Genomic DNA, 26,171 nt, shown 5'->3' on the forward strand with positions numbered 1-26,171 from the left:
CATAATGGGACGCGTAAGCGCCGGTCCGCCGGCCGAACCCCCGAAAGAAAGGACGAGTGAAGGTGCGATGACATCCATACCGTTTGAAACCCGCTGCGTAAACTCTCTCCGAAAAGTATTTGCCGACGAAGAATGGACGGCGCCGGCGTACGAGAGAGGAACGGCGCTGCGAAACGAGGCGTTCGCGTTCCAGGTCGCCTACCGCGCGCCATGGCTGCACAGAGGCATTCGCGTCGAGACGGACTCGCTGCTGAAAGAGCAAATCGAGGTCCGCGCCGTCGGACTCGCCCCCTCCGATTTCCCGGCTCGGGACAATCATGACGGCGATATTCTGCGCACGGCGCCGGGGCTGTACCCGGATCCTCTGCTGCCGATCGATCCGCGGGAAGGCATCCATGCGCCGCCGAACCAATGGCGGGCGGTGTGGGTGACGATCGATCCGGGCGACGGGCTGCTGCCGGCGGGCGTGCATCCGATCCGCCTCCGTTTCGTCTCCGAAGAGGAGGAGCTGCTTGGCGAGGCCGAGTTTACGCTGGACGTCGTCCCCGCCCTCTTGCCGAAGCAGCGGCTGCTGCACTACGAGTGGCTGCACTTCGACTGCCTGGCCACCTACTACGGGGTCCCGATCTTCGGCGAGCGGCACTGGGAGCTGTTGGAGAACTACGTTCGCGCGGCCGTCCGGTACGGGATCAACACGTTCCTGACGCCGATCGTCACGCCGCCGCTGGATACGAAGGTCGGCGGGGAGCGGCCGACGGTGCAGTTGGTCGACATTGCGCTGCGAGGGGACCAGTATGCGTTCGGTTTCGACAAGCTGAAGCGGTGGGTCGATCTGTGCAACCGGTGCGGCGTAAGCCATTTCGAATTTTCCCATCTGTTCACCCAATGGGGAGCGAAACACGCGCCGAAGATCGTCGCAACCGTCGACGGCGAGGAACGGCGCATCTTTGGCTGGGAGACGGACGCGACGGGGCCGGCGTATCGCGCTTTCCTGGACCAGTTCCTGCCCGCGTTGGACGGGTTCGTCCGGACGCACGGACTGGAGCGCCGCGCGATCTTCCACGTCTCCGACGAGCCGGAGCCGCAAGACTTCGAGGCTTACCGCCAGGCGAAGGAGATCATCGCGAAGCATCTGAAGGGATACCCGATCATGGACGCGCTCTCGGATTACCGTTTTTACGAGAGCGGGCTGGTCGAGCGCCCGATTCCCGCGAGCGACCACATCGGCCCGTTCCTGGCGAACGGCGTGCCCGGGCTGTGGACGTACTATTGCAACGCCCAGCAGGACAAAGTGGCGAACCGCATGTTCAGCATGCCGTCGAGCCGCGGGCGGGTGATCGGTTTGCAGCTGTACAAGTTCGGCATGGAGGGCTTCGCGCATTGGGGCTACAATTTCTGGTACACCCGCTACGCGACGAAGGCGATCGATCCTTATCGCGTGACGGACGCCGGCATGGGCTTTCCTTCGGGAGACTCCCATCTGGTTTATCCGGGAGACGACGGGCACCCCGTCGGCTCGATCCGGCTCGAGGTGCTGCGGGAAGCGCTGCAGGATTTGCGGGCTTTGGAGCTGTTCGAGATGTATGCGGGCAAGGAGGCGGCGATCGCGCTGCTCGAAGAGGGATTGACGGAGCCGATTACGTTCGCGGATTATCCGCGGGGAGACGCTTGGCTGCTCGCCTTTCGAGCGCGGTTGAACGAGGCGATTCGTCAGCATGCGACGGCAAGCGAGGTTGTCGATAACGGTCGATAGACTCCATTGATTACGGGTAGCTTTCGTTGGTTTCGGGACTTATGCCGGCTTCGGGAGGGCTTTTATAATGAGGGTGTCGGTCCGATGCCGGCTTCCCTCCTCGAAAGCCGGCGTTCCGATTCGCGGGCGGCGTCGGGGACCGCCAGAGTCGCCGGAAAGGGAAACAAGCGCTACAGATCAAAGCAAGCAGCAAGGCCCATTCTCGAAAGGAGTGTTGATGATGAACCCGACATGGAACATGAACCGCTTCTCTCTGAAAAACCGCCTGCTCACGCTAACGCTTGCCGTCTCGCTGATCGCTTCTTTCGCGACATTCGGTCCGACGCGGGCGCACGCGAACCAAGTGCCCGTAGGCTGCACCAACTCGACAACGGACGCCGCCACCATCAACTCGGCCATCTCGGGCAGCAACGTAGGCGACGAGATCGTCTTCAAAGGCACCTGCCTGATCAATGCGCCGATCAAGCTGAAGCCCCAGCGCTCGTACCGCGGCGAGAGCCGGACCGGCACCGTGCTGAAACAAGCCAGCGGGTCGACGCCGGTCGGCATCCTCGTCTCCGAAGGCTTCCTGACGGCCGGCACTACCCAGACCGACGAGCCGGTGTCGATCTCCTCCCTTACGATCCAGGGACTCGCTTCGGGCTCGACGTCCGGCATCATCTTGCGATCATGGGAGAGCACGGTGAAGGACGTCCATATCTCGAAAATGGGCGGCAGCGGCATTCGGGTCACCAACGTCAACAAAGACGGCGTGGCGATCACGAACACCCAAGTCAACGGTCAAATCATCGGCAACATGATCGAAGATTCCGGCCAGTACGGCGTCTACGTCGAGGATACCGGCAACTCCGTCACCGATTGGCAGGTCACCGACAACTGGATCGCCGATTCGGGCGTCGACGGTATCCATATGGAGAACGCGGCCGGCTGGTACGTCGAACGGAATCATATTTACGGCGTCCCGAAAAACGCCATCTACGCCGAACGCCTTTACGGCACGTCCATTTCCGATAACTATATCGAAGGCTTCGGAGAGTCGACGACGTCCGGCACCTATTACGGCATCCAAGGGACCGTTCAGGCGGATACCGGCTCCACGATCGCCAACAACCGCGTCTTCCGTCTCGGTTCGACCGGCAACGCCGGCTCCACCTTCCGCTTCATCGGATTGACGCAGGTCAACTACGACGGCACCGGCGTCGCCAACGTGACGGGCAACGTCATCCGCGGCAAAGCGGTCGCCAAGGATATCGGCCTCTACTACGCAGGCAGCTCCGCCGCCCGTCCGCTTCAAGTGCTGTCCACGGGCAACCTGGTCACCGACGTCGGCACCGCCAAGACGGTAGGTTCCAACGTTACCGTGGCTGCCAACAACTAAGCGCTGCTGACAGCTAGACGTCGATCCGCTTCACGCTTTTCCGCCTAACCGCCCTTTCCGGCGACGCTGGGGGGACCCGACTCCCCCCTTCTTTTTGTCCGCCGCGGGACGCCGCCGCCGCGCGACGATCCCGCTTGCCAGGCACGCAGATGGAGGTTCAGATGAAGGCACGTTGGCTCAAGCAATGGGATTTGCAGCTTATGGTCATTCCCGCCCTGCTGTTCGTGTTTATTTTCAGCTACGTTCCGATGTGGGGCATCGTCATCTCGTTCCAACAATACAACCTGTTCAAGGGCGTGTTCCACAGCCCCTGGGTCGGCCTGGACAACTTCGAAATGTTTTTCCGGGCGCCCGAGTTTTGGCAAATCATGCGCAATACGATTGTCATCAGCCTGCTCAAGTTCATCACCGCTTTTCCGGCGCCCATCGTGCTGGCGCTGCTCCTGAACGAGATCCGCAGCATGCCGTTCAAGCGATTCGTCCAGACGGTGACCTATCTGCCGCACTTTATGTCCTGGGTCATCGTCGCCACCTTCGTCACCTCGCTCCTCTCCGTGGACAACGGCAGCCTGAACCTGCTGTTACAGAAGCTGCACGTCATCGAAGAGCCGGTCAACTGGCTGTCCATTCCCTCGTACTTTTGGGCGATCGTCACCTCCGTCGGCGTCTGGAAGGAGATCGGCTTCGCCGCGATCGTCTACCTGGCCGCCATCGCGGGCGTCGATCCAGGGTTGTACGAGTCGGCGTCGATGGACGGGGCCAGCCGGCTGCGCCAGATGATCTCGATCACCATTCCCTGCATTTCGCCCGTCATCGTCATTTTCCTGATCCTGGCCATCGGCAACATCCTGTACGCGGGATTCGAAGACCTGCTGCTACTCGGGAAGAACCCAGTGCTGAGCGACGTGGCGAACGTCATCGACACCTACGTTTACAAGATGGGAATCAAGGACGCCCAGCGCTATTCCTATGCCACGGCGGCCGGCTTGTTCCAGGCCATCGTGAACGTGATCCTGCTGGTCGTCGCCAACCGCACCGCCCGCCGCTTCGGGCACAGCCTATGGTGAATTCGCGCAATCTGCCGAAGGGAGGGAGACCGACATGCGATTAAGCCGGGGCGAACGGGTCTTCCAAGCCGTCATCTACGTCCTGCTGGCGATCTTGTCGTTCGTCACCTTGTATCCGTTCTGGAATTCGCTCGTCATCTCCTTCAATCTCGGCTCGGATACGTCGCTCGGGGGGATTACGTTTTGGCCGCGCGTCTTCACGCTGCAAAATTACGAGGTCGTCCTCCGGGACAGCCGGATTACCCAAGCTTTCCTCGTCTCGGTCGCGCGGACCGTGTGCGGCACCGCGCTCTCGATTCTGGCGACGGCGATCTTCTCGTACGGCATGTCGAAGACGGAGCTGGTCGGACGCAAGTACTACATGATTTTCTGCATCGTCACGCTGTATTTCAGCGGCGGTCTGATTCCGTACTTTCTGCTCATTCGCGATCTCGGGATGATGAATACGTTTTGGGTGCTCGTCGTGCCCGGCGCCATCAGCATTTGGAATATGATCATCTTCCGGACGTTCTTCAAGGAAATGCCGGCCGGGCTCGAGGAGTCCGCCCGCATCGACGGCTGCGGCTACTTTGGTACCTTCTGGCGGATCGTCCTGCCGTTGTCGGGGCCGGTGCTCGCTTCGCTATCCTTGTTCGTCGCCGTCAATCTGTGGAACGACTGGTTCACAGCGACGCTGTTCATCAACGATCAGCAGCTCGTTCCGATCCAATCGCTGCTGCAGGAGATCATGAACGCCAATACGGTCACGGAGCAGCTGCGGTCGCAGGGAGGCTCCAACTTCCTGGACAAAATCTTTCAAGCGCGCACCGTTACGACCAAGTCGCTGACGATGGCGACGATGATGGTGGCCACGCTGCCGATCATCGCGGTCTATCCGTTCGTGCAGCGGCATTTCGTCAAAGGCGTGCTGGTCGGCTCGCTTAAAGGGTAAGCGGGCGGCGCGCCGCCATGCCGGCGCGAAGCCGCCCGATCACACGTTGCGAATCATAGGGGGAAAAACAGATGAGAAAACGCAAAGGGTTTGTCCTGCTGATCGGCCTCGTCGTCCTGTCGCTCGTCGCTGGCTGCAGCGGCTCCAAGTCCGAAGGGACGTCCTCGCCGTCCGGTACGGCAGCGGGCGGGTCGTCGTCGCCGGCGGCATCCGCCGACGCCGGGCCGCTGACGTTTTCGATCTACCCGAATTACGACTGGTGGACGATGCAGGCGTGGGGAGACGATCCGATCTCCAAGTGGATCCAGGACAACAAAAAGGTGACGCTCAAGCCGATCTCCTCGGGCGGGGCCGCCGCCACCAAGCTGAACACGATGGAGGTGTCGGGAAGTCTGCCCGACGTCATCATCCTCGACCGGAAGGACGTTCCCCGGTTCGTCGAGAACGATCAACTTGTCGCGCTCGATCCGTACCTGGATAAATATCCGAACGCCAAGGCGGCGATCGGCGAAGAGACGCTGAACATGCTCCGCGCCAAGGACGGCAAAATCTACATGCTGCCGAACTGGTTCGCGACCAAGCCGACGAACAATGCGGGCTGGGTCGTCAACATGCAGATCTACAAAGCGCTCGGCTCGCCGAAGCTGGAGACGTTCGACGATCTCGAAGCGTATCTGAAGCTCGTCAAAGCGAAATATCCCGACGTCATTCCGCTTGAGGTGGGCTTCCAAGGCGACGGGATCGACACGCTCATTTACGCCGGCATGGCCGAAGATCATCCGTCCTTTTACGCGAACGATTCGATGTTTGTCTACCCGGACGGCGACAAGCTGAAGCCGGTGCTGGAGGACCCCGCGCTGAAGGAAGCTTGGCAGTTCGCCTCGCGGCTGTTCCGCGAAAAGCTGATCACGCAGGACGCCTTTACGCAGACGAACGACCAATATCTCGAGAAGGTCAACAGCGGACGCGTCGCCATCTTCGCGACCGGCAGCGTGGGCAACGACGGCGAGCAGGCGCTTCGTCTCCTGCAGGCGAAGGACCCTTCGTTCGAATACAAAGTGTTCTGGCCGCTGCACAAGGCGGGGCTCGATCCGAACAAAATTTGGCCGGGCAACTGGAACTCGCTCGGGTGGAACGCGGTCGTCATCACCAAGAATGCGAAGGATCCGGAGCAGATCTTCGCCTTCTACGACTGGCTGATTTCCCAAGAAGGACAGACGGTCACGTTCTTCGGGCCGAAAGGACTGCTGTGGGACGAACTGACGCCGGACGGCGTTCCGGTCCCGAACGAATACGCCAAAAAGGTGTCTCCGGAGGAGCTGGAGAAGATCCACCCGGGACAATGGACCGAACTGCTCGGCAATTCCGCGATGATCGACCGGATCAAGACGGAGCAGGAAAAGCTGAAGCCCGCCGAGCAGATGAGCTGGCTCGTCCGGAGCCAGCAGGAAGTGCTGTGGAAGACGTCCATGAACGTCGATCCGTTCGTGAACAGCGACCCGGATCCGAATGCCCCGGAGGGGGTCGCCGCGACGCACATGGTCGACTTCTTCAAGCAAACGTTCGCCAAAGCGATCTACGCCAAGAGCGATCAGGAAGTGTCCGACATCATGGACAAGGCGAACGCCGACTCGGCCAAGTTCGGATTCGACAAATACGTTCAGTTCAAAACGGAAAAATGGAAAGAAAATGTGCAGAAATTGAACGGCAAATGATGAATCGAGCCGATAAAGGGTATATACTCGCCCATATACCCTTCTTCTCGGTTCCGCGTCGGCGCGTTGCGCCTATGCCGAACGACTCTCCCGCAACCGAACGGATTCGCCCATGCTCCGGCTGGCGAAGCCGTTTTTCCGATTTTGCCCTGCCGCATCCGCCTTCGATGGGTGTATCCGCCCGTCCTTCCGGACGGCTATCCGATCTATGGAGAGGTGACCGGTATCGTGTATCAAGTGCTGCTCGTCGACGACGATCGCATCGACCTCGAAGGCCTTGCGCGTCTCCTTCCTTGGGAGCGCTTGCGGATGCAGGTGCGCGGCGTCGCGTCCGATGCCTATGAAGCGCTCGACTTTGCGGCCGAGCATCCGGTCGACGTCCTCGTGACCGACATCAAGCTGCCGGTCATGACCGGCCTCGAGCTCGCCGAGCGGGTCGTGAAGCTGCATCCGGGCGTCTCGATTTTGTTCGTGAGCGCTTATGAAGATTTCCACTTCGCCAAGATGGCCATCGCCCTGAACGCAAGCGGCTACGTGACCAAGCCGTACGACGACCGCGAGTTGATCGCCGCGCTCGAGCGCATCGCCGGCGAGCTGGACAAGGCGCGCCAGCGCAAGCCGATGCTGGTCGGGAACGCGATCCGGCAATGGCTCGAAGGGACGATCGAAGAAGGAGCGCTGACGACCGCGCTTGGGGAATACGGCCTGGCGCTGCGGGCCGCCTCTCCCGTCGTCGCCATCGCCGAGGTGGACGACGTCTGGCAGATGAACGCCGATCCCGTGCATCCGTTCCACGGACGCGCCGGCGAAGCGGCGCGGCGGGTCGTCCTGGCTTGCGGCGAGGAAGGGCTGCCGCTCGCGTGTCCGCTCGACAACCACCGGGTCGGCATCGTGACGGACCGGACCGATGCCGCCGCGGCGCTCGAGGCGCTGGTGCGGCGCGTAGCGGACCGCGAGCCGTTCACGGTCACGGTCGGCATCGGCGGCGCCGTGCGTCCGGACGCGGACGCCAGAGCCGCCTGCCTGCAGGCGGCAGACGCGCTTTCTTGCAAGCTGTTCTACGGCAAAAACCGCACGATCGACATCCGGACGGCCCCGCAGGCCCACCAGTCGAACGCGGCCGATCTCGACGAGCTGTTCGAGGCGCTGTTCGTCGCGGCTTCCGGCTACGACCTGCCGCGCGTCGACGACGGCGTCGAAGCGTTGTTCCGGTACGCCGCCGAGCTGAACGGCCGGATCCGGGCCAATCACTTCATCATGTTCGCCCTTTCCAAGCTCGACGCCTATTTGCATACCCATCGCGTGGAGCTGCTCGACCTGCCGGGGACGGACTGGCAGGCGTTCGATCTGCTCGCGCGCCTCGAGACGATCGCCGAGATGAAGTCGTGGTTCCGCCGCCGCCTGTTCGAGGTGTCCGAGCTGCTGCACGCCCGCAAGCAGCGCAAAGGCCGGCTCATCGAAGAAGTCGAGGCCTTCGTGCGCACGCGGCTTGCGGAGCGGCTGACGCTGCGGGACGTCGCGGACCGGTTCGCTTTTTCGCCCAATTACTTCGGCCAGCTGTTCCGGGAAGAGACCGGGGAGAAGTTCAACGACTACCTGACCCGGCTGCGCATCGAGAAAGCCCGGGAGCTGCTGCAGGATCCGAAGCTCAAAGTGTTCGAGGTCGCCCACCGGGTCGGCTTCAAGAAGATCGCCAACTTTAGCGTGCAGTTCAAGACGGCCTACGGGCTGAGCCCCGGCGACTACCGCAAACAATGCTGAAGGAGACGCCTCCGATGAAGCCCAAGCGCGCGAGCGGGAGCCCCATCTCGTTCCAATACAAGCTGTTCCTCACCTATTCGCTGGTCGTGCTGCTCCCGGTCGTCGTCCTTGGCACGCTTGCGTACCGCTTTTCCCTGGACGCGGTCCGCGAGCGCACCGATCAATATATCGCCGGGACGATCAATCAGATGGTCGACAACATCGGCTACCGGCTGGACGCGTTCGGGCGCATGTCCGACCAGATTTTTTTCGACGAGTCGATCCAGGAGGCGCTCCGGCTGAGCGAAGCCGGCTGGGAGATGCAGGAGCAGGCCACGAAGACGGTCTTCCCCAAGCTGGAGTCCGCGCTCAAGATCGCGCAGGAGAACGTCGCGCTCTCCCTCTACCTGCGCAACGAGACTTTTCCCGAGGTCTACTACGACCACAAGAAGATCAAGGCGCTGCAGATGGGCAAAGTGTACGAAGTCTATCATTTCAGCCGGCTGCTCGAGACAGATTGGTATGCGGACGCGTCCCGCTCGCTGAACCGGTTCGACCCGATGTGGCGGCAAGTTGGCGACGACCGGGCGGAAGGCAGCATTTCGCTGCTCCGGCTAACGGCCGACCTGAACAGCCAGCAGCCGATCGGCCTGCTGCGCATCCGCGCGGAGATGAAGGACGTCTTCCAATCGCTGTTTCTCGAGAAGTTCGGCGTGCCGGGCTATTTGTTCGTCCAGGACGCGTCGGACCGGATCCTCTACGGCAGCGACCCGAACCGCCGGCTCCTCATGAGCTGGACGAAGCCGGACGAAGGCTACTACACGATCGCGCATCCCATTCCGGACACGGATTGGCGGCTCGTCGTGAAGATTCCGTACGCGGAGCTGCGCAAAGAGAGCGTCAACGTGCGCAACGTTACGATCCTTTCCTGCTTCGCCTGCCTGTTTCTGCTGCTCGCCATCAATTTCGCCGTCTCCGGCTACTTTTCCAAACGCATCCGCAAGATCGTCGCGTTCCTCGGCGTGTTGAAGGACGGAGAGCTGTCCCGTCGGTTCCGCTACTCCGGCCAGGACGAATTCGGCTATATCGCCTTCGCGCTGAACGAAATGGCGGAAAATATCGACGATCTTATCCGCAAAGTCTACGTCGCCGGTCTGGAGAAGAAGGAGGCGGAGCTGCGCGTCCTGCAGTCGCAGATCAATCCCCACCTGCTGTACAACGCCCTTTCCTCCATCACCAAGATGGCCAAGATGAACATGACCGAGGAGATTCACGACATGGCGCTCGGGCTCGCCAAGTTCTACCGGCTGACGCTGAACGAAGGCAAGACGCTGATCGGCATCGCCCAGGAGATCGAGCAGATCCAGGCGTATATCGGCATCCAGCATATCCGGTACGGCGACCGCTTCTCCGTCCACTACGACCTCGATCCGGCGGCAATGGGCGACCGGACGATCAAGCTCATCCTGCAGCCGTTCGTGGAAAACGTGTTCGAGCATGCCTGGTACCGGGGCCGCATCCATATCCGGATCGTCGTCCGAAGGGAAGGGGACCGGATCGTCTTCCAGGTGATCGACGACGGCGCGGGCATCCGGCCGGAGACGACCGCGCTCATCCTCGGCGACGGCGAGGTCAAGCCCGGCTACGGCATCCGCAACGTGGACGAGCGGATCAAGCTGCACTTCGGGGAGATCTACGGCGTGACGATCGCGAGCCGTCCCGGGATCGGCACGAGCGTGCAGATCGTCATCCCCGCCTCGCGCGGCGTTTCCCCAGGCGTCGCCACCGCCTCTTAGGCGCCGAAGCGCTTCCGGCAAGGCCCGCGTCCCGGCGCGGGCTTTGCTTCATTGCGCCTTCCGCGAGGATCGACATGCGGGGGCTGCCCGCCTTCCCGCCTCCCGTCTCCCCGCTTCGTCCTCCCCGGCCCGATCCATAATCGCGCGGGTACGGTCCTATATTCCCGCAGGTTCCGGCCGGCCGCCGTCCCCCCGCATAATGAAGGCAAGAAAGGGGGGCTCATCTTCGCCGTGTATCGAAAGCTGCGCTCGCAATACCAACTGCTCCTCATGTCCGTTCCTTGCATGGTTCTGCTGATCCTGTTCACCTACGTGCCGCTGTGGGGCTGGATCATGGCATTCCAAGACTACTCGCTCAGCAAAGGGATCGCCGGCAGTCCGTTCAGCGGTTTCAGCCATTTCGCGGACCTGTTCCGCGACGACCGGTTCTACCTGGTGCTCCGCAACACGCTGGCGATGAGCGGGCTCAGCCTCGCGACCGACTTCGTCGGGGCGATCGCGCTGGCGCTGCTGCTGAACGAGGTTCGCGTCCGCTTGTTCAAGCGGACGGTCCAGACGATCACCTATATCCCGCATTTCGTCTCCTGGGTGGTCATGGCGAACATCGTGCTCGGCAGCCTTTCGCCCGACGGCGGGATCGTCAACGACGTTCTGATGAAGCTCGGGATCATCCGCGAGCCGATCCTGTTCATGTCCAAGGGCTCCTGGTTTTGGGCGATCCATACGATCGCCGGATTCTGGAAGGAGTTGGGCTGGAGCACGATCATCTATCTGGCCGTCCTCGCCGGGCTGAACCACGATCTGTACGAGGCGGCCGAAGTGGACGGAGCGGGGCGGTTCCAGAAAATGTGGCACATCTCCATTCCCGGCCTCATGCCGACGGCGGCGCTCTTGCTCATTCTCGCGACCGGAAACCTGATCAACACCGGCTACGAGTCCCAGTTCCTGCTGGGCAACGGGTTGAACATCGATTACTCGCAGGTGCTGGATCTGTACGCGCTCGACTATTCCTTCAGCATCGGCGACTATTCGTACGGCGTGGCGATCAGCGTCTTCAAGTCGGCCGTCAGCATCCTCCTCGTGGTTTCGGTGAACATGGCGGCGCGCCGGTTCGGCGGCTTCAAGGCATTCTAGGACGAAAAGGAAGTGACGGCCATGAGACGCCGCTACGGCGCCGCCGACTACGCGTTCGAGACGTTCAACTACGTTTTTCTGCTGTTGCTAGGCTGCCTGACGCTATACCCGTTTCTCAATCTGCTCGCGATCTCGTTGAACGATTCGATCGATTCGGTGCGAGGCGGCATCTATCTGTGGCCGCGGGCATTCACGCTGGGCAATTATCGGGCGATCTTTCAGGCGGACAATCTGGTGGCCGCGACGCTGGTCTCGCTCGCACGCACGCTGCTCGGCACGTTCTTGTCGGTTCTCTTCACCACGATGCTCGCTTACACGATCAGCCGGAGAGGCTTTCTGTTCCGCAAAGGGTTCAACCTCATCCTCATCCTGAGCATGTACGTGAACGGAGGCCTGATCCCGTATTACCTGCTGATCAAAAATCTCCATCTGACCAACAGCTTTTGGGTCTACATCATCCCGGGGTTGATCGGCGCGTTTAACGTCATCATCATCCGCAGCTACTTCGAGCAGCTGCCCGAAGGATTGGCCGAATCGGCCCGGATCGACGGGGCGAGCGACTTCGCGGTGCTGTTCCGCATCCTGGTGCCGCTTAGCGCGCCGGTCCTCGCCACCATCACGCTGTTCGTCTCCGTCGGCCATTGGAATTCCTGGTTCGACAACTATCTGTTCAACAGCAAGCAGCACCTGTCGACGCTCCAATACGAGCTGATGAAAATTTTGCTTAAATCGGTTCAGCAGGTGTCGACGGACGCGGCGCGATCGGGCAAGGTCGACCGGGCGGTGGCGAACACGCTGACGCCGCAGTCGATCCGGGCCAGCATGACGATCCTCGTGACCGTGCCGATCTTGTTCGTATACCCCTTCATGCAGCGCTATTTTATCAAGGGGATTACCGTGGGCGCGTTGAAAGAGTAAATTCAAACTAGAGGGGGAGAACGAAATGAAGAGACATCCGCTTCTCGCGGGGGCCGCCGTCATCGCCGCGGCCGCGCTGGCGCTCTCGGGCTGCTCCGGCGGCAAGGACGAGCCGTCCGCCCCCGGTCCGAGCGCCGGCAAGAGCGCGAGTCCGTCCGCCTCAGGCGCGGCGGCCCCGTCGCCGGACCGCAGCCCGATCAAGGTGACGATCAACAGCATCGATCCGAAGTTTTCGCCGGACAACGACGTGGCGCAGAAGCTGGCCGAGCTGACCGGCGTCACGCTCGATCTTCAGTACGTCGTCGGCGACCTGACCCAAAAGCTCGATCTTTGGCTCGCGGGAGGCGACTACCCGGACGTCGTCGTCATGCATCCGAAGGAGGTCGGCAAATACATCGACGCCGGCGCCGTCATCCCGCTCGAGGGGCTGATCGATCAATACGGCCCGAACATCAAGAAGGCGTTCGGCAAGTACTACAACCTGCTCAAAGCGCAGGACGGACACATTTATACCCTCCCCGCTCCGTATCTGGCCGAGGAGACGCCGGCCGACTGGGAAGCGCCGTGGGCCGTGCAGTACGACGTGCTGCGGGAAGCCGGGTATCCGCAGATCAAGACGCTCGATCAGCTGTTCGACGTGCTCAAAGCCTATTACGAGAAGCATCCGACGATCGACGGCAAGCCCACGATTCCGTGGTCCGGCGTCGGCGGCGCGGACCATCCCGACTGGATCCTGAACAATCCGGCTTTTCAGGCAGCCGGCAAGCCGGACCATTCCTGGTTTTTGATCGACGATCGGAACAACGTCACGCTGAACATCTTGTCGGAGGACCAAAAGCGCTACGACAAGTTCCTGAACAAGCTGTACCTGAACGGCATGCTGGACAAAGAGTTTTTCACGATCAACTACGACGAAGCCGAGGCCAAGACCGCCCAAGGCCGCACGCTCGCGGGCAGTCTCCCCGCCTGGTTCCTCAAGTACCCGGAGCAATCGCTGCGGGAGCAGGGCAAGCCGGAGCGCCAGTTCGCCAACATCGAGCTGCTGTTCGACGAGAATACGCCGGACCACTCGAATACGATCACCCCGATCAACTCCAACAACAACTGGCAAATTTCGAAAAACGCCAAAGATCCCGCGCGGATTATCCAGTACGTAGACTTCCTGCTGACCGACGAAGGGCAGAAGCTCATCAACTGGGGCATCGAGGGCAAGCACTACGACGTCGTGGACGGCAAACGGGTCGTCAACGCCGCGTGGAAGGCGAAAAAGACGGAAGACCCGGAATACGAATTCAAGAGCGGGCCGACCGGACCCTTCTACTGGTTTACCTATGGGGACGGCGCCAAGCTGTCCGACGGCGACTACGCGACGCCAAACACCAAGGATTACTGGCAATCGACCTACGACGACGCGACGAAGGAGCTGTTGTCCAAGTACGGCAAAAAAGTGTTCTCGGAATTCATGCCGCCCGTCGAGCGCGTGCCGGCCTGGATCTGGCAGCTGGCGGAGCCGACCGAAGGACGCGCGGAATTCAAGCGGGTGCAGCAGGTATATAAGAAGGAGTCGCCGAAGATTGTTTACTCCAAGACGGACGAAGAGTTCGAGGCGAACTGGAACCGCTACGTCGAGGAGATCCGCAAAGCGGGGTCGGCGAAGGTCGAAGCGGCCTACGATCGCGCGTGGAAAGCCTACATCGACCAGTACAATCAGACGATGGGCCAATGACAGGGCGCCCCATGTCCCGCCCGGGACATGGAGCCGCTCCGGCTCCGTCCCCGGGAGAGGGTACCTCTGAGCATCCGGACCAAATGGTTCATCGCCAACGCCGTCGTCGTTCTGCTCCTACTGGGCGCGCTGACGTATGCGATGACCTACTACAGCAGGGGCTTCATCGAACAGAAGATCCGGGAGAACGCGAGGTACTCCGTCTCTCAGCTCGCGCTGAATGTCGACCACCTGATGCAATCGTACGAGCAGATCATGGACTACCTGTACACGAACAACAATCTTCAGGAACGGCTGCTCGCCTCTTACGGCTCGTTCCCGGAGGCGGAGCAGATGTACTTCGAGACGGTCGATCCGGTGCTGCAGTCGGTTCGCGGCATGAGCCAGATCAGCCGGCTCGTCTTTTACACGGAAAATCCGCTGTTCGAATTCGCGGGCTTCGTCCGGATCGACGAAGAAGTGCGACGCTCGGAATGGTATCGGGCGTTCCGCGCCCAGCCGGAGCGCGTGAAAATCTGGTGGCCGCCGCAGGAGGATGCGTTCCGCCGCCAGGGCGTCATCCGCCTGACGCAGCGGCTGAACAACCTGAGCGAGAGCGCGGAGCTGTACGTCACGATGGATCTGGACGTCCGGCTGTTCGACACCCTCATCGCGGAGGAGAACAAGCGTCACCGGTTCATCGTGGCGCTGCCCGACGGGAGCGTCGTGCTGGACAGCCGCAGGCCTGGCGTCTACGGCGCCAAGCTGACGGACGACGCGTTCGGCGGCCGGCTGCAGGCAGGCGACGCGGGCAGCTTTCGGGTGCGGGAAGGGGACGACTCCGAGCTGCTTCTCTATGAAACGCTGGGGGGGCGCAACAGCGTCCGCGGCATGAAGGTGGCCGTCCTCATTCCCGAAGACGAGCTGATGGCCCACGCCAACGAGATCCGGCGGATCGCGGTCCTGCTCTGCTGCGGCGCCGTCGCGCTGTCGATCCTTTTGATCTACGCCCTGTCCCTCGGGCTGACCAAGCGGCTGACGCGGCTCGCCGGCGCCATGCGGCGCGTGAACTCCGAGCAGCTGCAGCCGATGACGGACGTCAAGGGCAACGACGAGATCAGCGCGCTCGGCCGCATCTTCAACGGGCTGATCGAGCGGATCGACCGCCTCATCAAGGATGTGTACCAGTCCGAGATCAACCGCCGCGAGCTCGAGCTGCGGACCAAGGAGTCGGAGCTGTACGCGCTGCAGACGCAGATCAATCCGCACTATCTGTTCAACACGCTGACGGCGATCCGCGGCAATCTGCTGGAGAAGGGGGACCGGGAGAACGCCGAGACGATCCAGCTGCTGGCGCGGTCCTTCCGTCAGGTGCTCGGCAAGCACGGGCAGATGATCCGGCTCCGAGAGGAGCTGGAGACGGTGGACACGTACTTGCGGATCCAGCGGTTCCGCTTCGGCGAGCGGCTGACCTACGAGATCGACGTGCCAGAGGCTTGCCGGGACTATGCCGTCCCGAGGCTGGCGTTGCAAACGCTCGTCGAGAACGCCGTCGTCCACGCGCTGGAGCGCTGCGAGGGTCCGACGGCGATCGCCGTCCGCGCCGAAGCGGCGGCGCGGGGTACGATCTGCGTCACCGTAGCGGACGACGGGCCGGGCATCCCGGAGGCGGCGCTCGCGGACATCCGCGGCGGGCTGGACGAGGCGGCGCCGACCGGGGAGCGGCATATCGGGCTGCGCAACATCCACCAGCGGCTGCGGCACACGTTCGGGAGCGGCTTCGGGCTCGTCCTCGACAGCGCCCCGGGTGCGGGCACCCGTGTTTCCCTGCTGCTGCCGGGCGAGCGGGACGACGAGGACGAAGGAGGGACGCGCGATGGATAAGGTGCTGATCGCGGACGACGAGCCTGGCGCGCTGAAAGCGCTCAAATATATGCTCGACTGGGAATCGTACGGCTTTGCCGTCGCGGGAGAGGCGGGCAGCGGGCGGGAGGCGCTCGACCTGCTGAAGGACGGAGATTACGCGCTGCTCGTCACGGACATTCGCATGCCCGGCATCGACGGCCTCGACCTGATCCGGGAAGTCCGATCCTTCTCCGGCATCCCGATCCTCGTCATGAGCGGCTTCGGGGAATTCGACTACGTCAAGGCATGCCTCCGTTACGGGATCAAGGATTACCTGCTCAAGCCGGTCGCGGAGGAGGACATGGACCGGGTGCTGCGAGACGTTCGCGCGGATCTCTCCCGCGAGCGGACGCTTCACCGGCAGCTGTATCACGGCATGCAGGCGATGCGGCACCAGGCGCTGCGCCAATGGGCGAGCGGCGCGATGCGGCTGCGGGACGCGGAAGACCGGTTCCGGCTGCTCGAGCTCGATCTCGAGCCGGGCCGCCACGCCGTATGCTGCCTGCTCGTCGAGATGGACTTTATGGACGCGGCGGACGTTTCGCTGACGGACGAAGAGATCGGGCTGCGCCGGTTCGCCGTGCTGAACGTCGTGGAGGAGATGATTGGCCGGGACGGGTACGCGTTCGAGCAGTCCGAGGACCGGTACGGCATCGTGCTGTACGGGGAAAAGGAAGATTTGGGCGCCGAAGCCGTGCTTGCCGCGGCGGACGCGCTGCGGACGCAGGTGTCCCGGTACGCCGGCGTCTCCATCACGATCGGGATCGGCGAGGTCGTAAGGCCCGCCTGCCAGGTGCCCCGCTCGCTCGCCGTCGCCGAGCGGATGCTGGACCGCAAGTTCTTCGCCGGACCGAACGCGGTGATCCGCAGCGGCTCGTTCGACGAGGAGGCGCCCGACGGCGGCGAGACCGACGTCCGGGAGCTGCAGCCGCTGCTCGACGCGGTGGCGGAAGGCGACGGGCTGCGCGTACATCTCTTGTTGAAGAAGCAGATGGACCGGTTCGCGGCGGGGGCCGGGACGCCGGCGCAAGTCCGCTCGTTTATGCTGGAGCTGCTCGTCCTGCTGCTGCATCTGCTCATGAAGGAAGGCCACCGGCCGGAACGGCTGTTCAAGGCCGACGTAAACGACGGCAAGCGGCTGCTCGAGGCCAAGACGATCGATCTGGCGTTCGCCCAGGCGGAGCGGATGTGTCTTGAGGCGATCGCGCTGCGCGCGGCCTCGCAGCCGCCGAAGCCGGTGACGACCGTTCAGGCCGTCAAGGATATCGTCGCGTCGGAGTACGGATCGAGCGCGATCAGCTTGAAGGCGATCGCCGAGCGGATCTACATGAATCCCGCCTATCTCGGACAGCTCTTCAAGACGAACGAGGGCCTCTCCTTCAACGACTATCTGCTGCGCGTACGGATGGAAAAAGCGAAGGAACTGCTTCGCCGGACCGACAAAAAAGCGTTCGAGGTGGCGACGGACGTCGGCTACCGGGAGCTCGACTGGTTCTACAAGAAGTTCAAGGCCTACACGGGATACAGCACAAGCGAATACCGGGCGGCGCAAGAGCGTTGATCTAGGGTGCGAATCGTAATACCGGGCGGCGCAAGATCGTTGATCGAGGGTGCGAATCGTAATACCGGGCGGTGCAAGATCGTTGATCGAGGGTGCGAATCGTTGAACGGGTCACTTGCCGGCGCCGCCGCCGGCCTGAGATGATCATAGCGTCGGCTGTTCCGCCCGAGAACGCAGCCCTTCATTTTCAGTCATCGGGAGGTTTTTCTCATGTCTCATTCCGCAACGTTCGATTTGGTTGATGCACGCATGTACACGCCTGGCGCCGTGATCGAGAAAGGCGTTCTCGAGGTCCGCGGCGGCCGGATCGGTGCGGTCCGCCCTCTGGCCGATTGGGAGCGCAGCCGGGATCCGGGGGTCGCCGTCGTCGACGCGGGCGGCGCGCGCGTCGTCCCGGGCTTCGTCGACGTTCACGTCCACGGCGGCGGGGGCTTCGACTTCATGACCGGCCGCGACGGCAGTCTGGACGACATCTGTTTGTACCACGCCGCCCACGGCACGACTTCGCTGCTGGCCACGACCGTGACCGCGGAGCACGAGCCGATCGCGAAGGCGATTCGCCTGATCGTGCGGGCGATGAAGCGGGGAGGCCGCGGGGCGCAGGTTGCCGGCATTCATCTGGAGGGGCCTTTCCTGAACCCGCTGCGCTGCGGAGCGCAAAATCCCGCGCACATCCGGACGGCGGACCCGGACGAGCTCCGCGCGCTCTGGGAGCTGGCCGAGGGCCGGATCCGGCTCGTGACGCTGGCGCCCGAGCGGGAAGGGGGGATGGAGGCGCTGCGCTTTTTCCGCGAGCGGGGCGTGACGGTGTCGATCGGGCATTCCGACGCCTCGCTCGAGGAGACGCGCGCCGCCGTTCGCGCCGGCGCCTCCCACGTGACCCATCTATTCAATGGAATGCGGCCGTTTCACCACCGGGAGCCCGGATTGACGGGCGGGGCGCTCCTGTTCGGAGAGCTGACGGTGGAGATGATCGGCGACGGCATCCACATTCACACGGAAGCGGTCCGCTACGTCTGGGAGACGAAGCCGCGCGACCGGATCGTGCTCATCACCGACTGCATGGGACCGGCGGGGCTGCCGGACGGGACGTTCCCGTTCGAGGGGATGACCGCGAAGATGAAGGACGGTATCTTGAGGCTCGTGGAGCCGGACGGCACGGAGGGCAGCCTGGCCGGCAGCACGCTGACGATGGATCGCGCGCTCGCCAACTTGATGCGATGGACGGGCGCGTCGCTCGAGGAGGCGCTGCCGCTGCTCACGCTGCAGCCGGCCCGGCAAGCCGGTCTCGAACGCCGCAAAGGCTCGCTCGAAGCGGGCAAGGACGCCGACTTCGTCCGGCTGAACGACGACGGCACGGTCGAAGGGACGTGGATCGGCGGCGTCCGGGTCTGACCATGCGGTTCATGGTTTGCGATTCCACACGGCGAGAGGAGAGATTCGCTTGGTTCAAGTCGTATTCCTGTTCGATACGGAGGATTATACGTCCCCGGTATCCGACGACGCCATCCTCCGGCTGGCGGAGCTGCTGCGCGGCGAGGGCATCCGGGGCAGCTTCAATATCGTCGGCGAGCTGGCCCGCGTGCTGGAGGAGCGGGGGCGGGAGGACATCGTCGCCGCCCTGCGGCATCACGAGGTCAACTATCATACGTATCGCCATTCCTGGCATCCGACGATCGCGGAATACAGCGACGATCCGGTCTGGGAACGTCCGCTCGCGCGTTACCTGGCGGAGGAAAGCGAGGGCTCGGCGATCGTGCGGCGCGTGTTCGGCGTAGACGCGCTGCCCGCCTACGTCCCGCCCGGCAACAACATCTCCGCCCAGTCGCTGCACGGGGCCGCCAAGCTCGGCATCCCCGTGGTGGCGGGCTCGCTCTTCAAGGAGACCGGGGGCAAGGCGATCTGGTACTGCAACACGCTGAACCTCGAGTGCAACGAATATTTGGACGACCTGCTGCTGCGGGACGGGATCGGAGAGGCCGTCGGCCGATTCCCGATGTGGCGTGCCTGGGAACGGCTCGTCTTCTGCTGTCATCCGAACCTGATTCCCTACGCGCAGTTCTGGGACGCGGTGAACATGAAAGGCGGCAACCGGGTCCCCTGGGGCGAGTGGAAGTACGCGGACCGTCGTCCGGAAGCGGACGTCGAGCGCTTTTACGACGACCTGAGGACGTTGATCCGCCGGCTCCAGGCGGAAAGCGACTTCACGTTCGCGACCTGCCGGGACATCTGGGAGCAGGAGAACGGGGCAGCCGAACGATCGCTCGACCGGGGGGCGCTGATGGTCCTGCTCGGCGGCCTGGAGGAGCGCTTCGGATTCGGGGTGTCGGGGAGCGACAGCTATTCGCTCGCGGACTTGTTTCAGGCGGCCGTCCGCGCGCTGAACGGCGATGCGGGGCCGTACCGCGCGGGCGCGCCGATCGGACCGATCCAGGAGCCGGAAGGGATAGCCTCCCCGCTCGCAATCGAGGCGCGGCAGCTCCGGCTGGCGGCGGCGAGGCTGGTGGACGCCGAGATCGTGCCGCATCGCATCCCGCTCGGCGAGTCCGACGGCGGGCCGGGCCCCGCGATCGGGCCGGGCGACTTCCTGCGGGCCGCCGTGCAAGTGTTGGCCGGCGCCGATTCGGCGCGGATCGCGCCCGGTCCCCAGCTGCCGGATACCTCGGGTTTTTACCGGTTCGACGATTTCCGCCTGGCGGGCACTTGGATCTACTCGGACGACTTTAAGGACGAGTGGGTGACGCGCCGATTGAGGTGGCAGTCGTGGACGATCCGCGGCGCATAATCTTCAGGATTTGACAAGCGTTTCCTTCTTTCGGGTTTCCATGTAAAATGGAAAAACAACCCGGAACGAAGGAGGCGCTTTTTTGCGTGCACGCTATCATCTGCTCCTCCTGGCGGGGATTATCCTTCTCTTCGCGATTTTAATCGCCAGAAAGGGAGATCGGCTGGACGCGAGAAACGGGCTTGGGAACGCGTTGTCAACGGTCAAGGATACGCAATGGAATTGATTCAAAATCCGGTCGAAGTGGCGCTGCCGATTCAAGCGGATTGGTACCGGTCGCTATGGGGGGAGCGGGACATCGGCGCGACGCTGGCAGAATCGAACGATACCCGCTTCGTGCTGGAGAGCGTCGCCAGATCCGACGAGGGGGTCGACTTCCGCATCCGCATGCGGAGAGATCTCGATCCGTACGGAGGACGCCTTCTCTCGTATGATGTGTTCCGGGACGGAGGCGCCAAAGAGATCAACGCGCACGTGGGATGGTGGCAGTACGAAACGAAGGACGGCAGGTGGCTGATGCTCATGAACCGGGGGACATCCTTCGACGGCGACGACGGCTTCACCATGTCGGTGTCGGGCCCTGAGTTGGATCGTTTGGCCGACGGCTTTGTCGCCCGCTTCTCCGGACTCGCGCTCTATCAGTATCAGCGAAAAAAATAAACGTGTCGGGAGGGCGACGCGATGAAGTCCGTTCGCGCCATATTCATTCTGATCGGAAAGCTCCTGCTGCTTTTCGCCATCATGCTGGCGATGATGTTCGTCGCCATCCTGGTCTACGTCGTAGCCGCCGTCTTGTCCGGGCGCGACGTCGAGAGCGTGCTTTCCTTCCCGCGGATGAACCTGACGCTCGCGGTTGTCCAGGATGCGTTCATCGTCGCCGGCGTGTGGATCATGTACGTCGCATTCGAGCGGAAGGCGGGCTGGCCGCTCGGCCTGAGACAGCCTGGGGCGGTCAGCCGGCTGGCGACCGGGATGGCGTGCGGCGCCGCCCTCCTGTCGCTTGTCGTGCTGCTCATCTGGCTGCTTGGGGGACTGACGCTCCGGTCCGCCCCCTTCGATGCGGCGCTCGGATGGTCGCTGCTGCGGGGGGCGCTGTTCTTCGCCGTCGTCGCGTTCAGCGAGGAGCTGCTGGTTCGCGGCTACGTCCAGGGCCTGACCCGACGGTCCTTCGGCGCGCCTGCGGCGGTCGTCGTCTCCTCGCTGCTGTTCGCGGCGATGCATTTCGGCAACGCCAACGTCTTCGAGAGCGTCTGGCCGACGGTGAATCTGGTACTGGCCGGCATCCTGTTCGCCGTCGCCAGGGAGGCGAGCGGCGGGCTGTGGCTGCCGATCGGCTTGCATTGGACGTGGAACTATTTTCAAGGCTACGTCTACGGCTTCGAAGTGTCCGGCACCGGGACGGACGCGCTGTTGCGTGTCCAGCGAACGGGCGGTGAAGCGCTCACCGGCGGAGCGTTCGGCGCCGAAGGCAGCGCGGCGGCAACGGCCGTCCTTGCGGCGGGCATCGTCGCCGCGCTGTGGGCGCTGCGCCGCCGGAAGCGGCCGTCGTCTGCGCTGACGGCTCCCGATCGCGCCCCTTGACGTGGCGAATCCAGCCGTCTGTGCCGGCATGTATATGAAATTTCGCATCCAATCGCGGATTTTTGCCGACTGCGCCGGTGATGTGTATGAAATTTCGCATCCAATCGCCGGAATCAGCAGTCTGCACCGGTAATGTGTATGAAATTTCGCATACAATCGCGGATTTTTGCCGACTGCACCCGTAATGTATATGAAATTTCGCATACAATCGCCGGAATCGGCCGCCAACGCCGGTATGTATATGAAAATTTCGCATACGTCGCCATGATCAGCCACCAATGCCGGCATGCGTATGAAATTTCGCATACAATCGCCTGATTCGTCCGTTTGCGCAGGGAATGTGTGTGATTTTTCGAATACAATCGTGGAATTCCGCCGTCTGCACCAGTAATGGGTATGAGATTTCGAGTAAAATAATCGAGCTGCCGCGGAACGACCCGATAGACGCCAAACAGAATCGGGAATGGTAACGTAGGCAGCATTCGCCAGGAGGTGATCTATCATGTTTCCGAATCCGTTGGTAGGCGCGCCGGCCGGCTTTACCTTTTTCTTCGTCCTCATCTTCATCATCGTGATCGGTGGAATCGTCTACTCGATCGTGAAGGGGATCGGCACCTGGGCGCAAAACAACGCCTCCGAAGTCGTCACTTTGCAGGCACGGGTCGTCGCCAAACGCACGAAAGTATGGGGCGGCTCGGGAGAAAGCAGCTCTTCGACCAGCTATTACGTCACGTTCGAAGCGGAGGACGGCACCAGGCAAGAGCTCCCCGTAAACGGCCGAACGTACGGCATGCTGGCCGAAGGGGACGTAGGCGCGCTCACCCATCAAGGCACTCGCTACAAGGGCTTCGTGCGCAACGAACTCGAATAAGGCCTAGAATGATGCTCGTCCAGCAGAGGAAGGGGGAGGCGGACATGCCATTTTTAAGACGCGTCGAGCTCGATTGGGAACGGCTGTCCGCCTCTCCTGCCGCGGCTCGCGCTTATCCGTTCGGAATCCCGGCCATCCGCGAGCTGAACCGTCTCGAGCTGGATGCCGACGTGACGTTTTTCATCGGGGCCAACGGTTCGGGCAAGTCGACGCTGCTCGAGGCGATCGGAACGGCCTGCGGCTTCAGCATCGTCGGCGGCCGCGACCTCGTCATCGCCAAGGAGAAGGACGACACCTCGCTGGCCGACATCCTGCGCCTTTCCTGGATGCCGAAAGTGTCGGGAGGCTTCTTTTTCCGGGCGGAGACGTTCGATACGTTCGCCGATTATATCGACGAGTTGGCCAAGGATCCTTCGATCGGCAGACAGGCCTACGCCCCCTACGAAGGACGGTCGCTGCACGAGCGCTCCCATGGGCAAGGCTTTCTGACGTTTTTCCGCAACCGGCTGGGGCGCAAGGGGCTCTATCTGCTGGACGAGCCCGAGTCCGCGCTTTCGCCGCAAAATCAGTTGTCGCTCCTTCGCATTTTATGGGAGCAGGTGTCGTCGGGACAGGCGCAGTTCGTCATCGCGACGCATTCGCCGATTTTGATGGCCTACCCCGGGGCGCGCATCCTCCGGTTCGACGAGGATGGGATCGCGCCGATCGCCTACGAGGACACGGATCACTATCGATTGACGCGCGACTTCTTGAACGACCGGGAGCGATATTTCCGCGCGCTGTTCGCGGAGGACGAGGAAGAAACGTAAAGGCCTTTCGCGCGGAAAGGTAGCGTCGGCCCGCGAGAACGCGTTCGCAATAGCGGAAAAATGAAGTCTGTCCCCTTTTTCGCCTCACGGCGGGGACGGGCTTTTTTATTGCCTTTTAGCCTTTGGCCCTCTTGAATGGCAGGAAAAGGTAGACATATATGTCGGACCGACATATAATAACGACAAGAATATGTGTCGAAACGACATATGTGAGGAGGTGAATCGATCATGTATGAGCTGTTTGTGCTGGGAGAATTGCGAACGGGGGACAAACATGGATACATGCTTCAGGAGGTGCTGATGCGAATCGGCACGGCGCGCAAGATCAGCTCCGGCACGCTTTATCCGCTCCTCTCCCGGCTGACGGAGGAGGGACTGATCCATCTGCACCTGGAGGAAGAGACCGAGGGGGGCCGCGCCAAGAAGATCTATACCCTCGCGGAAGCGGGGAAGGTCCGATTCGCCGGGCTGATGGCGGAGCCGCTGGCGCATGGCCCGGATGCGGAGCTTCTTCTGCGCATCAAGATGGTGTACTTCCGGTATGTGCCGAAAACGGTTCGGATCGCTTGCTTGACCCAGTATCTGGACTATCTTCGCGGGCAGTACGACTATGTGGCCCGCTTCGAGCGGCAGCTGATCGCCGCGAAGCCGGAACCGGAGATTCAACGCATCCAGCTGCTCCGGACGCTGGATCACCGCAAGCATATGGGCGAGGCCGACATGGCCTGGGTGCGCGCGGAGATCGCGCGCGTCGAGGCTTCCGATCCGGACGAAGCGCAAGGCTAAGAAGGGGAGAGGGGAGAGGGGAAAGGGACATGGAACGTTTGTGGACCAAACCGTTCGTGCTGCTGACGGCGGGTATGTTGCTGCTTTTTACCGGATTCTATCTGCTCCTGCCGACATTTCCGCTTTATTTGCAGGAGCTCGGCGCTTCGAAGTCGCAAGTCGGTCTCGCGGCGGGCGTGTTCACGCTGGCGGCCGTCGTTACGCGGCCGCTGGTCGGCGGATTGCTGGACCGTTACGGCCGAAGAAGGTTTATGATCGCGGGACTTCTGCTGTTTGCAATGGCGATGTATGCGTACGATTGGGTCGGGGGTCTGGCGGCGCTGTTCGCGCTGCGGGTGCTCCACGGCATCGGCTGGGCGTTCTCCACGACCGCGGTCGGCACGACGATCACGGACATCATCCCTGACTCGCGGCGAGGCGAGGGGGTGGGCTATTACGGCATGGCGATGACGATCGCGATGGCGATCGGACCGATGCTGGGCGTTTGGTTGATCCGGGGCGGATCCTACCATACGCTGTTCCTGCTCGCGACCGTTTTTTCGGTTGCGGCGCTTCTGCTCGCCGTGACGGCGAAGGCACCGTATCGGGCGCGGGGCGGTCGAGGTCGCCTGCAGCTGTTCGAGCGGTCGATCGCCTCCGTCATGGTGGCGATCTTTTTCCTCTCCGCCGCGTACGGTGGCGTCACGACGTTTGTGCCGCTATTCGCCGAATCGATCCGGGTCAACGCGGGCACCTTTTTCCTCGTCTACGCCATCGCGCTCACGGCGACTCGGCCGCTCGCAGGCAAGCTGTCCGACCGGCGCGGGGAAGCGTTCGTGATCGTGCCGGCACTGGGCGTGACGGCGGCCGCTCTGATCGTTCTAGGCTTGTCGCACGGCTACGCGGGGATGATCGTCGCGGCCGTCCTGTACGGCATCGGCTTCGGCTCGGCCCAGCCTGCGCTGCAGTCGACCGCGCTGCGGCTCGCTCATCCGGAGCGGCGCGGGGTCGCGAACGCCTCGTTCACGGCTTCCTTCGACCTCGGCATCGGTCTGGGATCGATCGTGCTGGGCTGGGTCTCGCAGTATGCCGGTTACCAGACGCTGTTCACGGTGACGGCCTTGTCGGCGGCGGTTTCCCTGGCGGTGTTCGCGACGGTCGTCCGACGCCGGCTCCGATCGCCGCAGTCCGCGCAAGCGGAGGCCGTCTCGCCCGCAAGCAAGTAACCCGTTTTTTTTCTGAACGGATGGAGACCGATGGTAAATCTACCGTGCCAAGACACGTTGGGCCGGACAAAGGTAGATGAGCAGCAAGATTTACCGCTCATGGCCCGCCTGGGCCGACCGATCGGCATGGAGTAGTAAAATCTACCACTCTTAGCCGCATCGGGCCGGTCAAACGTCAATGAGCAGTAAAATTGACCGCTCATGGCTCTCGTTGGCCGACCAAGTGTCCAAGAGCAGTAATATCTACCGTTCATGGCCGTATCAGACCGGTTAAACATCAATGTGCAGTAAAAATGACCGCTCACAGCCCTCGTTGGTCGAATCCGCCTCGTACTCGCCTGCCACTTACCAACCACGCCCGGCTCCGCCCAACCCAAAGGACCTCATCCCCCGCCAACGGCAGAGGATGAGGTCCTTCCTGCATCTGGAGCAGCCCACGCGCAACGCCACTCACTCACGCCACCCACACGCAACGCCACTCACGCCACCCACACGCAACGCCACTCACGCCACCCACACGCAACGCCACTC

At 62.5% G+C, this 26,171-nt stretch carries 21 protein-coding genes; all 21 read left to right on the forward strand.

Annotation, left to right across the window (positions count from 1 at the left end; genetic code table 11):
* Positions 1-67: 67 nt before the first annotated feature.
* Positions 68-1,753 carry a DUF4091 domain-containing protein gene (locus tag LKX83_RS23475; RefSeq protein WP_227885266.1) on the forward strand — a complete coding sequence of 562 codons (1,686 nt, stop codon included), beginning with the start codon at positions 68-70 and terminating at the stop codon, positions 1,751-1,753.
* A gap of 220 nt (positions 1,754-1,973) precedes the next feature.
* Entirely contained in the window at positions 1,974-3,131 is a 1,158-nt protein-coding gene (locus LKX83_RS23480; RefSeq protein ID WP_227885267.1) for a right-handed parallel beta-helix repeat-containing protein, read from the forward strand.
* 161 nt (positions 3,132-3,292) lie between these two features.
* On the forward strand, positions 3,293-4,198 hold the full coding sequence (locus LKX83_RS23485; RefSeq protein ID WP_227885268.1) for an ABC transporter permease: 906 nt from the start codon (positions 3,293-3,295) through the stop codon (positions 4,196-4,198).
* A 34-nt stretch (positions 4,199-4,232) separates the two neighbouring features.
* Positions 4,233-5,129, forward strand: coding sequence for a carbohydrate ABC transporter permease (locus LKX83_RS23490; RefSeq protein WP_227885269.1), 897 nt, complete (start codon positions 4,233-4,235; stop codon positions 5,127-5,129).
* A gap of 71 nt (positions 5,130-5,200) precedes the next feature.
* Entirely contained in the window at positions 5,201-6,844 is a 1,644-nt protein-coding gene (locus LKX83_RS23495) for an extracellular solute-binding protein (protein WP_227885270.1), read from the forward strand.
* Positions 6,845-7,072: 228 nt separating this feature from the next.
* Positions 7,073-8,605, forward strand: a complete 1,533-nt coding sequence (locus LKX83_RS23500; RefSeq protein WP_227885271.1) for a response regulator — start codon at positions 7,073-7,075, stop codon at positions 8,603-8,605.
* Between the two features lie 14 nt (positions 8,606-8,619).
* The gene (locus LKX83_RS23505) at positions 8,620-10,380 is read left to right on the forward strand and encodes a cache domain-containing sensor histidine kinase (protein ID WP_227885272.1); all 1,761 of its coding nucleotides are present in this window, start codon (positions 8,620-8,622) and stop codon (positions 10,378-10,380) included.
* Positions 10,381-10,611: 231 nt separating this feature from the next.
* Entirely contained in the window at positions 10,612-11,514 is a 903-nt protein-coding gene (locus LKX83_RS23510; protein ID WP_227885273.1) for an ABC transporter permease, read from the forward strand.
* A 21-nt stretch (positions 11,515-11,535) separates the two neighbouring features.
* On the forward strand, positions 11,536-12,432 hold the full coding sequence (locus tag LKX83_RS23515) for a carbohydrate ABC transporter permease (RefSeq protein ID WP_227885274.1): 897 nt from the start codon (positions 11,536-11,538) through the stop codon (positions 12,430-12,432).
* A gap of 25 nt (positions 12,433-12,457) precedes the next feature.
* Complete coding sequence (locus tag LKX83_RS23520) at positions 12,458-14,158, forward strand: extracellular solute-binding protein (protein ID WP_227885275.1); 1,701 nt, start codon at positions 12,458-12,460, stop codon at positions 14,156-14,158.
* Positions 14,159-14,185: 27 nt separating this feature from the next.
* A complete protein-coding gene (locus LKX83_RS23525) occupies positions 14,186-16,021 on the forward strand; it encodes a cache domain-containing sensor histidine kinase (protein ID WP_227885276.1) in 1,836 nt (611 codons plus the stop codon).
* The gene (locus LKX83_RS23530; protein WP_227885277.1) at positions 16,014-17,603 is read left to right on the forward strand and encodes a response regulator; all 1,590 of its coding nucleotides are present in this window, start codon (positions 16,014-16,016) and stop codon (positions 17,601-17,603) included. The genes LKX83_RS23525 and LKX83_RS23530 overlap by 8 nt, the downstream gene beginning before the upstream one ends.
* A 210-nt stretch (positions 17,604-17,813) precedes the next feature.
* A complete protein-coding gene (gene nagA / locus LKX83_RS23535) occupies positions 17,814-18,998 on the forward strand; it encodes an N-acetylglucosamine-6-phosphate deacetylase (protein WP_227885278.1) in 1,185 nt (394 codons plus the stop codon).
* A gap of 49 nt (positions 18,999-19,047) precedes the next feature.
* Positions 19,048-20,388, forward strand: a complete 1,341-nt coding sequence (locus tag LKX83_RS23540; protein WP_227885279.1) for a polysaccharide deacetylase family protein — start codon at positions 19,048-19,050, stop codon at positions 20,386-20,388.
* Positions 20,389-20,470: 82 nt separating this feature from the next.
* Positions 20,471-20,614 (forward strand): hypothetical protein, encoded by a 144-nt coding sequence (locus LKX83_RS23545; RefSeq protein WP_227885280.1) that lies wholly within the window; start codon positions 20,471-20,473, stop codon positions 20,612-20,614.
* Positions 20,605-21,048 (forward strand): hypothetical protein, encoded by a 444-nt coding sequence (locus tag LKX83_RS23550; RefSeq protein WP_227885281.1) that lies wholly within the window; start codon positions 20,605-20,607, stop codon positions 21,046-21,048. Before LKX83_RS23545 ends, LKX83_RS23550 begins: the two co-directional genes overlap by 10 nt.
* Before the next feature lie 21 nt (positions 21,049-21,069).
* Positions 21,070-21,969 carry a CPBP family intramembrane glutamic endopeptidase gene (locus tag LKX83_RS23555; RefSeq protein WP_227885282.1) on the forward strand — a complete coding sequence of 300 codons (900 nt, stop codon included), beginning with the start codon at positions 21,070-21,072 and terminating at the stop codon, positions 21,967-21,969.
* Between the two features lie 502 nt (positions 21,970-22,471).
* On the forward strand, positions 22,472-22,840 hold the full coding sequence (locus tag LKX83_RS23560) for a DUF2500 domain-containing protein (RefSeq protein ID WP_227885283.1): 369 nt from the start codon (positions 22,472-22,474) through the stop codon (positions 22,838-22,840).
* A gap of 44 nt (positions 22,841-22,884) precedes the next feature.
* Entirely contained in the window at positions 22,885-23,649 is a 765-nt protein-coding gene (locus LKX83_RS23565; protein WP_227885284.1) for an AAA family ATPase, read from the forward strand.
* Between the two features lie 228 nt (positions 23,650-23,877).
* Positions 23,878-24,435 (forward strand): PadR family transcriptional regulator, encoded by a 558-nt coding sequence (locus LKX83_RS23570; RefSeq protein ID WP_227885285.1) that lies wholly within the window; start codon positions 23,878-23,880, stop codon positions 24,433-24,435.
* A 29-nt stretch (positions 24,436-24,464) separates the two neighbouring features.
* On the forward strand, positions 24,465-25,640 hold the full coding sequence (locus tag LKX83_RS23575; RefSeq protein ID WP_227885286.1) for an MFS transporter: 1,176 nt from the start codon (positions 24,465-24,467) through the stop codon (positions 25,638-25,640).
* The last annotated feature ends 531 nt before the right edge of the window (positions 25,641-26,171 follow it).

Origin of the sequence: Cohnella baijiui (assembly GCF_020731285.1) — a bacterium.
GTDB lineage: Bacteria > Bacillota > Bacilli > Paenibacillales > Paenibacillaceae > Cohnella.

Excerpts from the sequence above, each read along its gene's own strand:
- nagA (WP_227885278.1), top strand. The coding sequence starts at position 17,814 with ATGTCTCATTCCGCAACGTTCGATTTGGTTGATGCACGCATGTACACG.
- LKX83_RS23520 (WP_227885275.1), top strand. The coding sequence starts at position 12,458 with ATGAAGAGACATCCGCTTCTCGCGGGGGCCGCCGTCATCGCCGCGGCC.
- LKX83_RS23505 (WP_227885272.1), top strand. The coding sequence starts at position 8,620 with ATGAAGCCCAAGCGCGCGAGCGGGAGCCCCATCTCGTTCCAATACAAG.
- LKX83_RS23550 (WP_227885281.1), top strand. The coding sequence starts at position 20,605 with ATGGAATTGATTCAAAATCCGGTCGAAGTGGCGCTGCCGATTCAAGCG.
- LKX83_RS23565 (WP_227885284.1), top strand. The coding sequence starts at position 22,885 with ATGCCATTTTTAAGACGCGTCGAGCTCGATTGGGAACGGCTGTCCGCC.
- LKX83_RS23570 (WP_227885285.1), top strand. The coding sequence starts at position 23,878 with ATGTATGAGCTGTTTGTGCTGGGAGAATTGCGAACGGGGGACAAACAT.
- LKX83_RS23525 (WP_227885276.1), top strand. The coding sequence starts at position 14,186 with ATGGAGCCGCTCCGGCTCCGTCCCCGGGAGAGGGTACCTCTGAGCATC.
- LKX83_RS23475 (WP_227885266.1), top strand. The coding sequence starts at position 68 with ATGACATCCATACCGTTTGAAACCCGCTGCGTAAACTCTCTCCGAAAA.
- LKX83_RS23515 (WP_227885274.1), top strand. The coding sequence starts at position 11,536 with ATGAGACGCCGCTACGGCGCCGCCGACTACGCGTTCGAGACGTTCAAC.
- LKX83_RS23485 (WP_227885268.1), top strand. The coding sequence starts at position 3,293 with ATGAAGGCACGTTGGCTCAAGCAATGGGATTTGCAGCTTATGGTCATT.
- LKX83_RS23480 (WP_227885267.1), top strand. The coding sequence starts at position 1,974 with ATGAACCCGACATGGAACATGAACCGCTTCTCTCTGAAAAACCGCCTG.
- LKX83_RS23490 (WP_227885269.1), top strand. The coding sequence starts at position 4,233 with ATGCGATTAAGCCGGGGCGAACGGGTCTTCCAAGCCGTCATCTACGTC.
- LKX83_RS23495 (WP_227885270.1), top strand. The coding sequence starts at position 5,201 with ATGAGAAAACGCAAAGGGTTTGTCCTGCTGATCGGCCTCGTCGTCCTG.
- LKX83_RS23530 (WP_227885277.1), top strand. The coding sequence starts at position 16,014 with ATGGATAAGGTGCTGATCGCGGACGACGAGCCTGGCGCGCTGAAAGCG.
- LKX83_RS23560 (WP_227885283.1), top strand. The coding sequence starts at position 22,472 with ATGTTTCCGAATCCGTTGGTAGGCGCGCCGGCCGGCTTTACCTTTTTC.
- LKX83_RS23575 (WP_227885286.1), top strand. The coding sequence starts at position 24,465 with ATGGAACGTTTGTGGACCAAACCGTTCGTGCTGCTGACGGCGGGTATG.
- LKX83_RS23555 (WP_227885282.1), top strand. The coding sequence starts at position 21,070 with ATGAAGTCCGTTCGCGCCATATTCATTCTGATCGGAAAGCTCCTGCTG.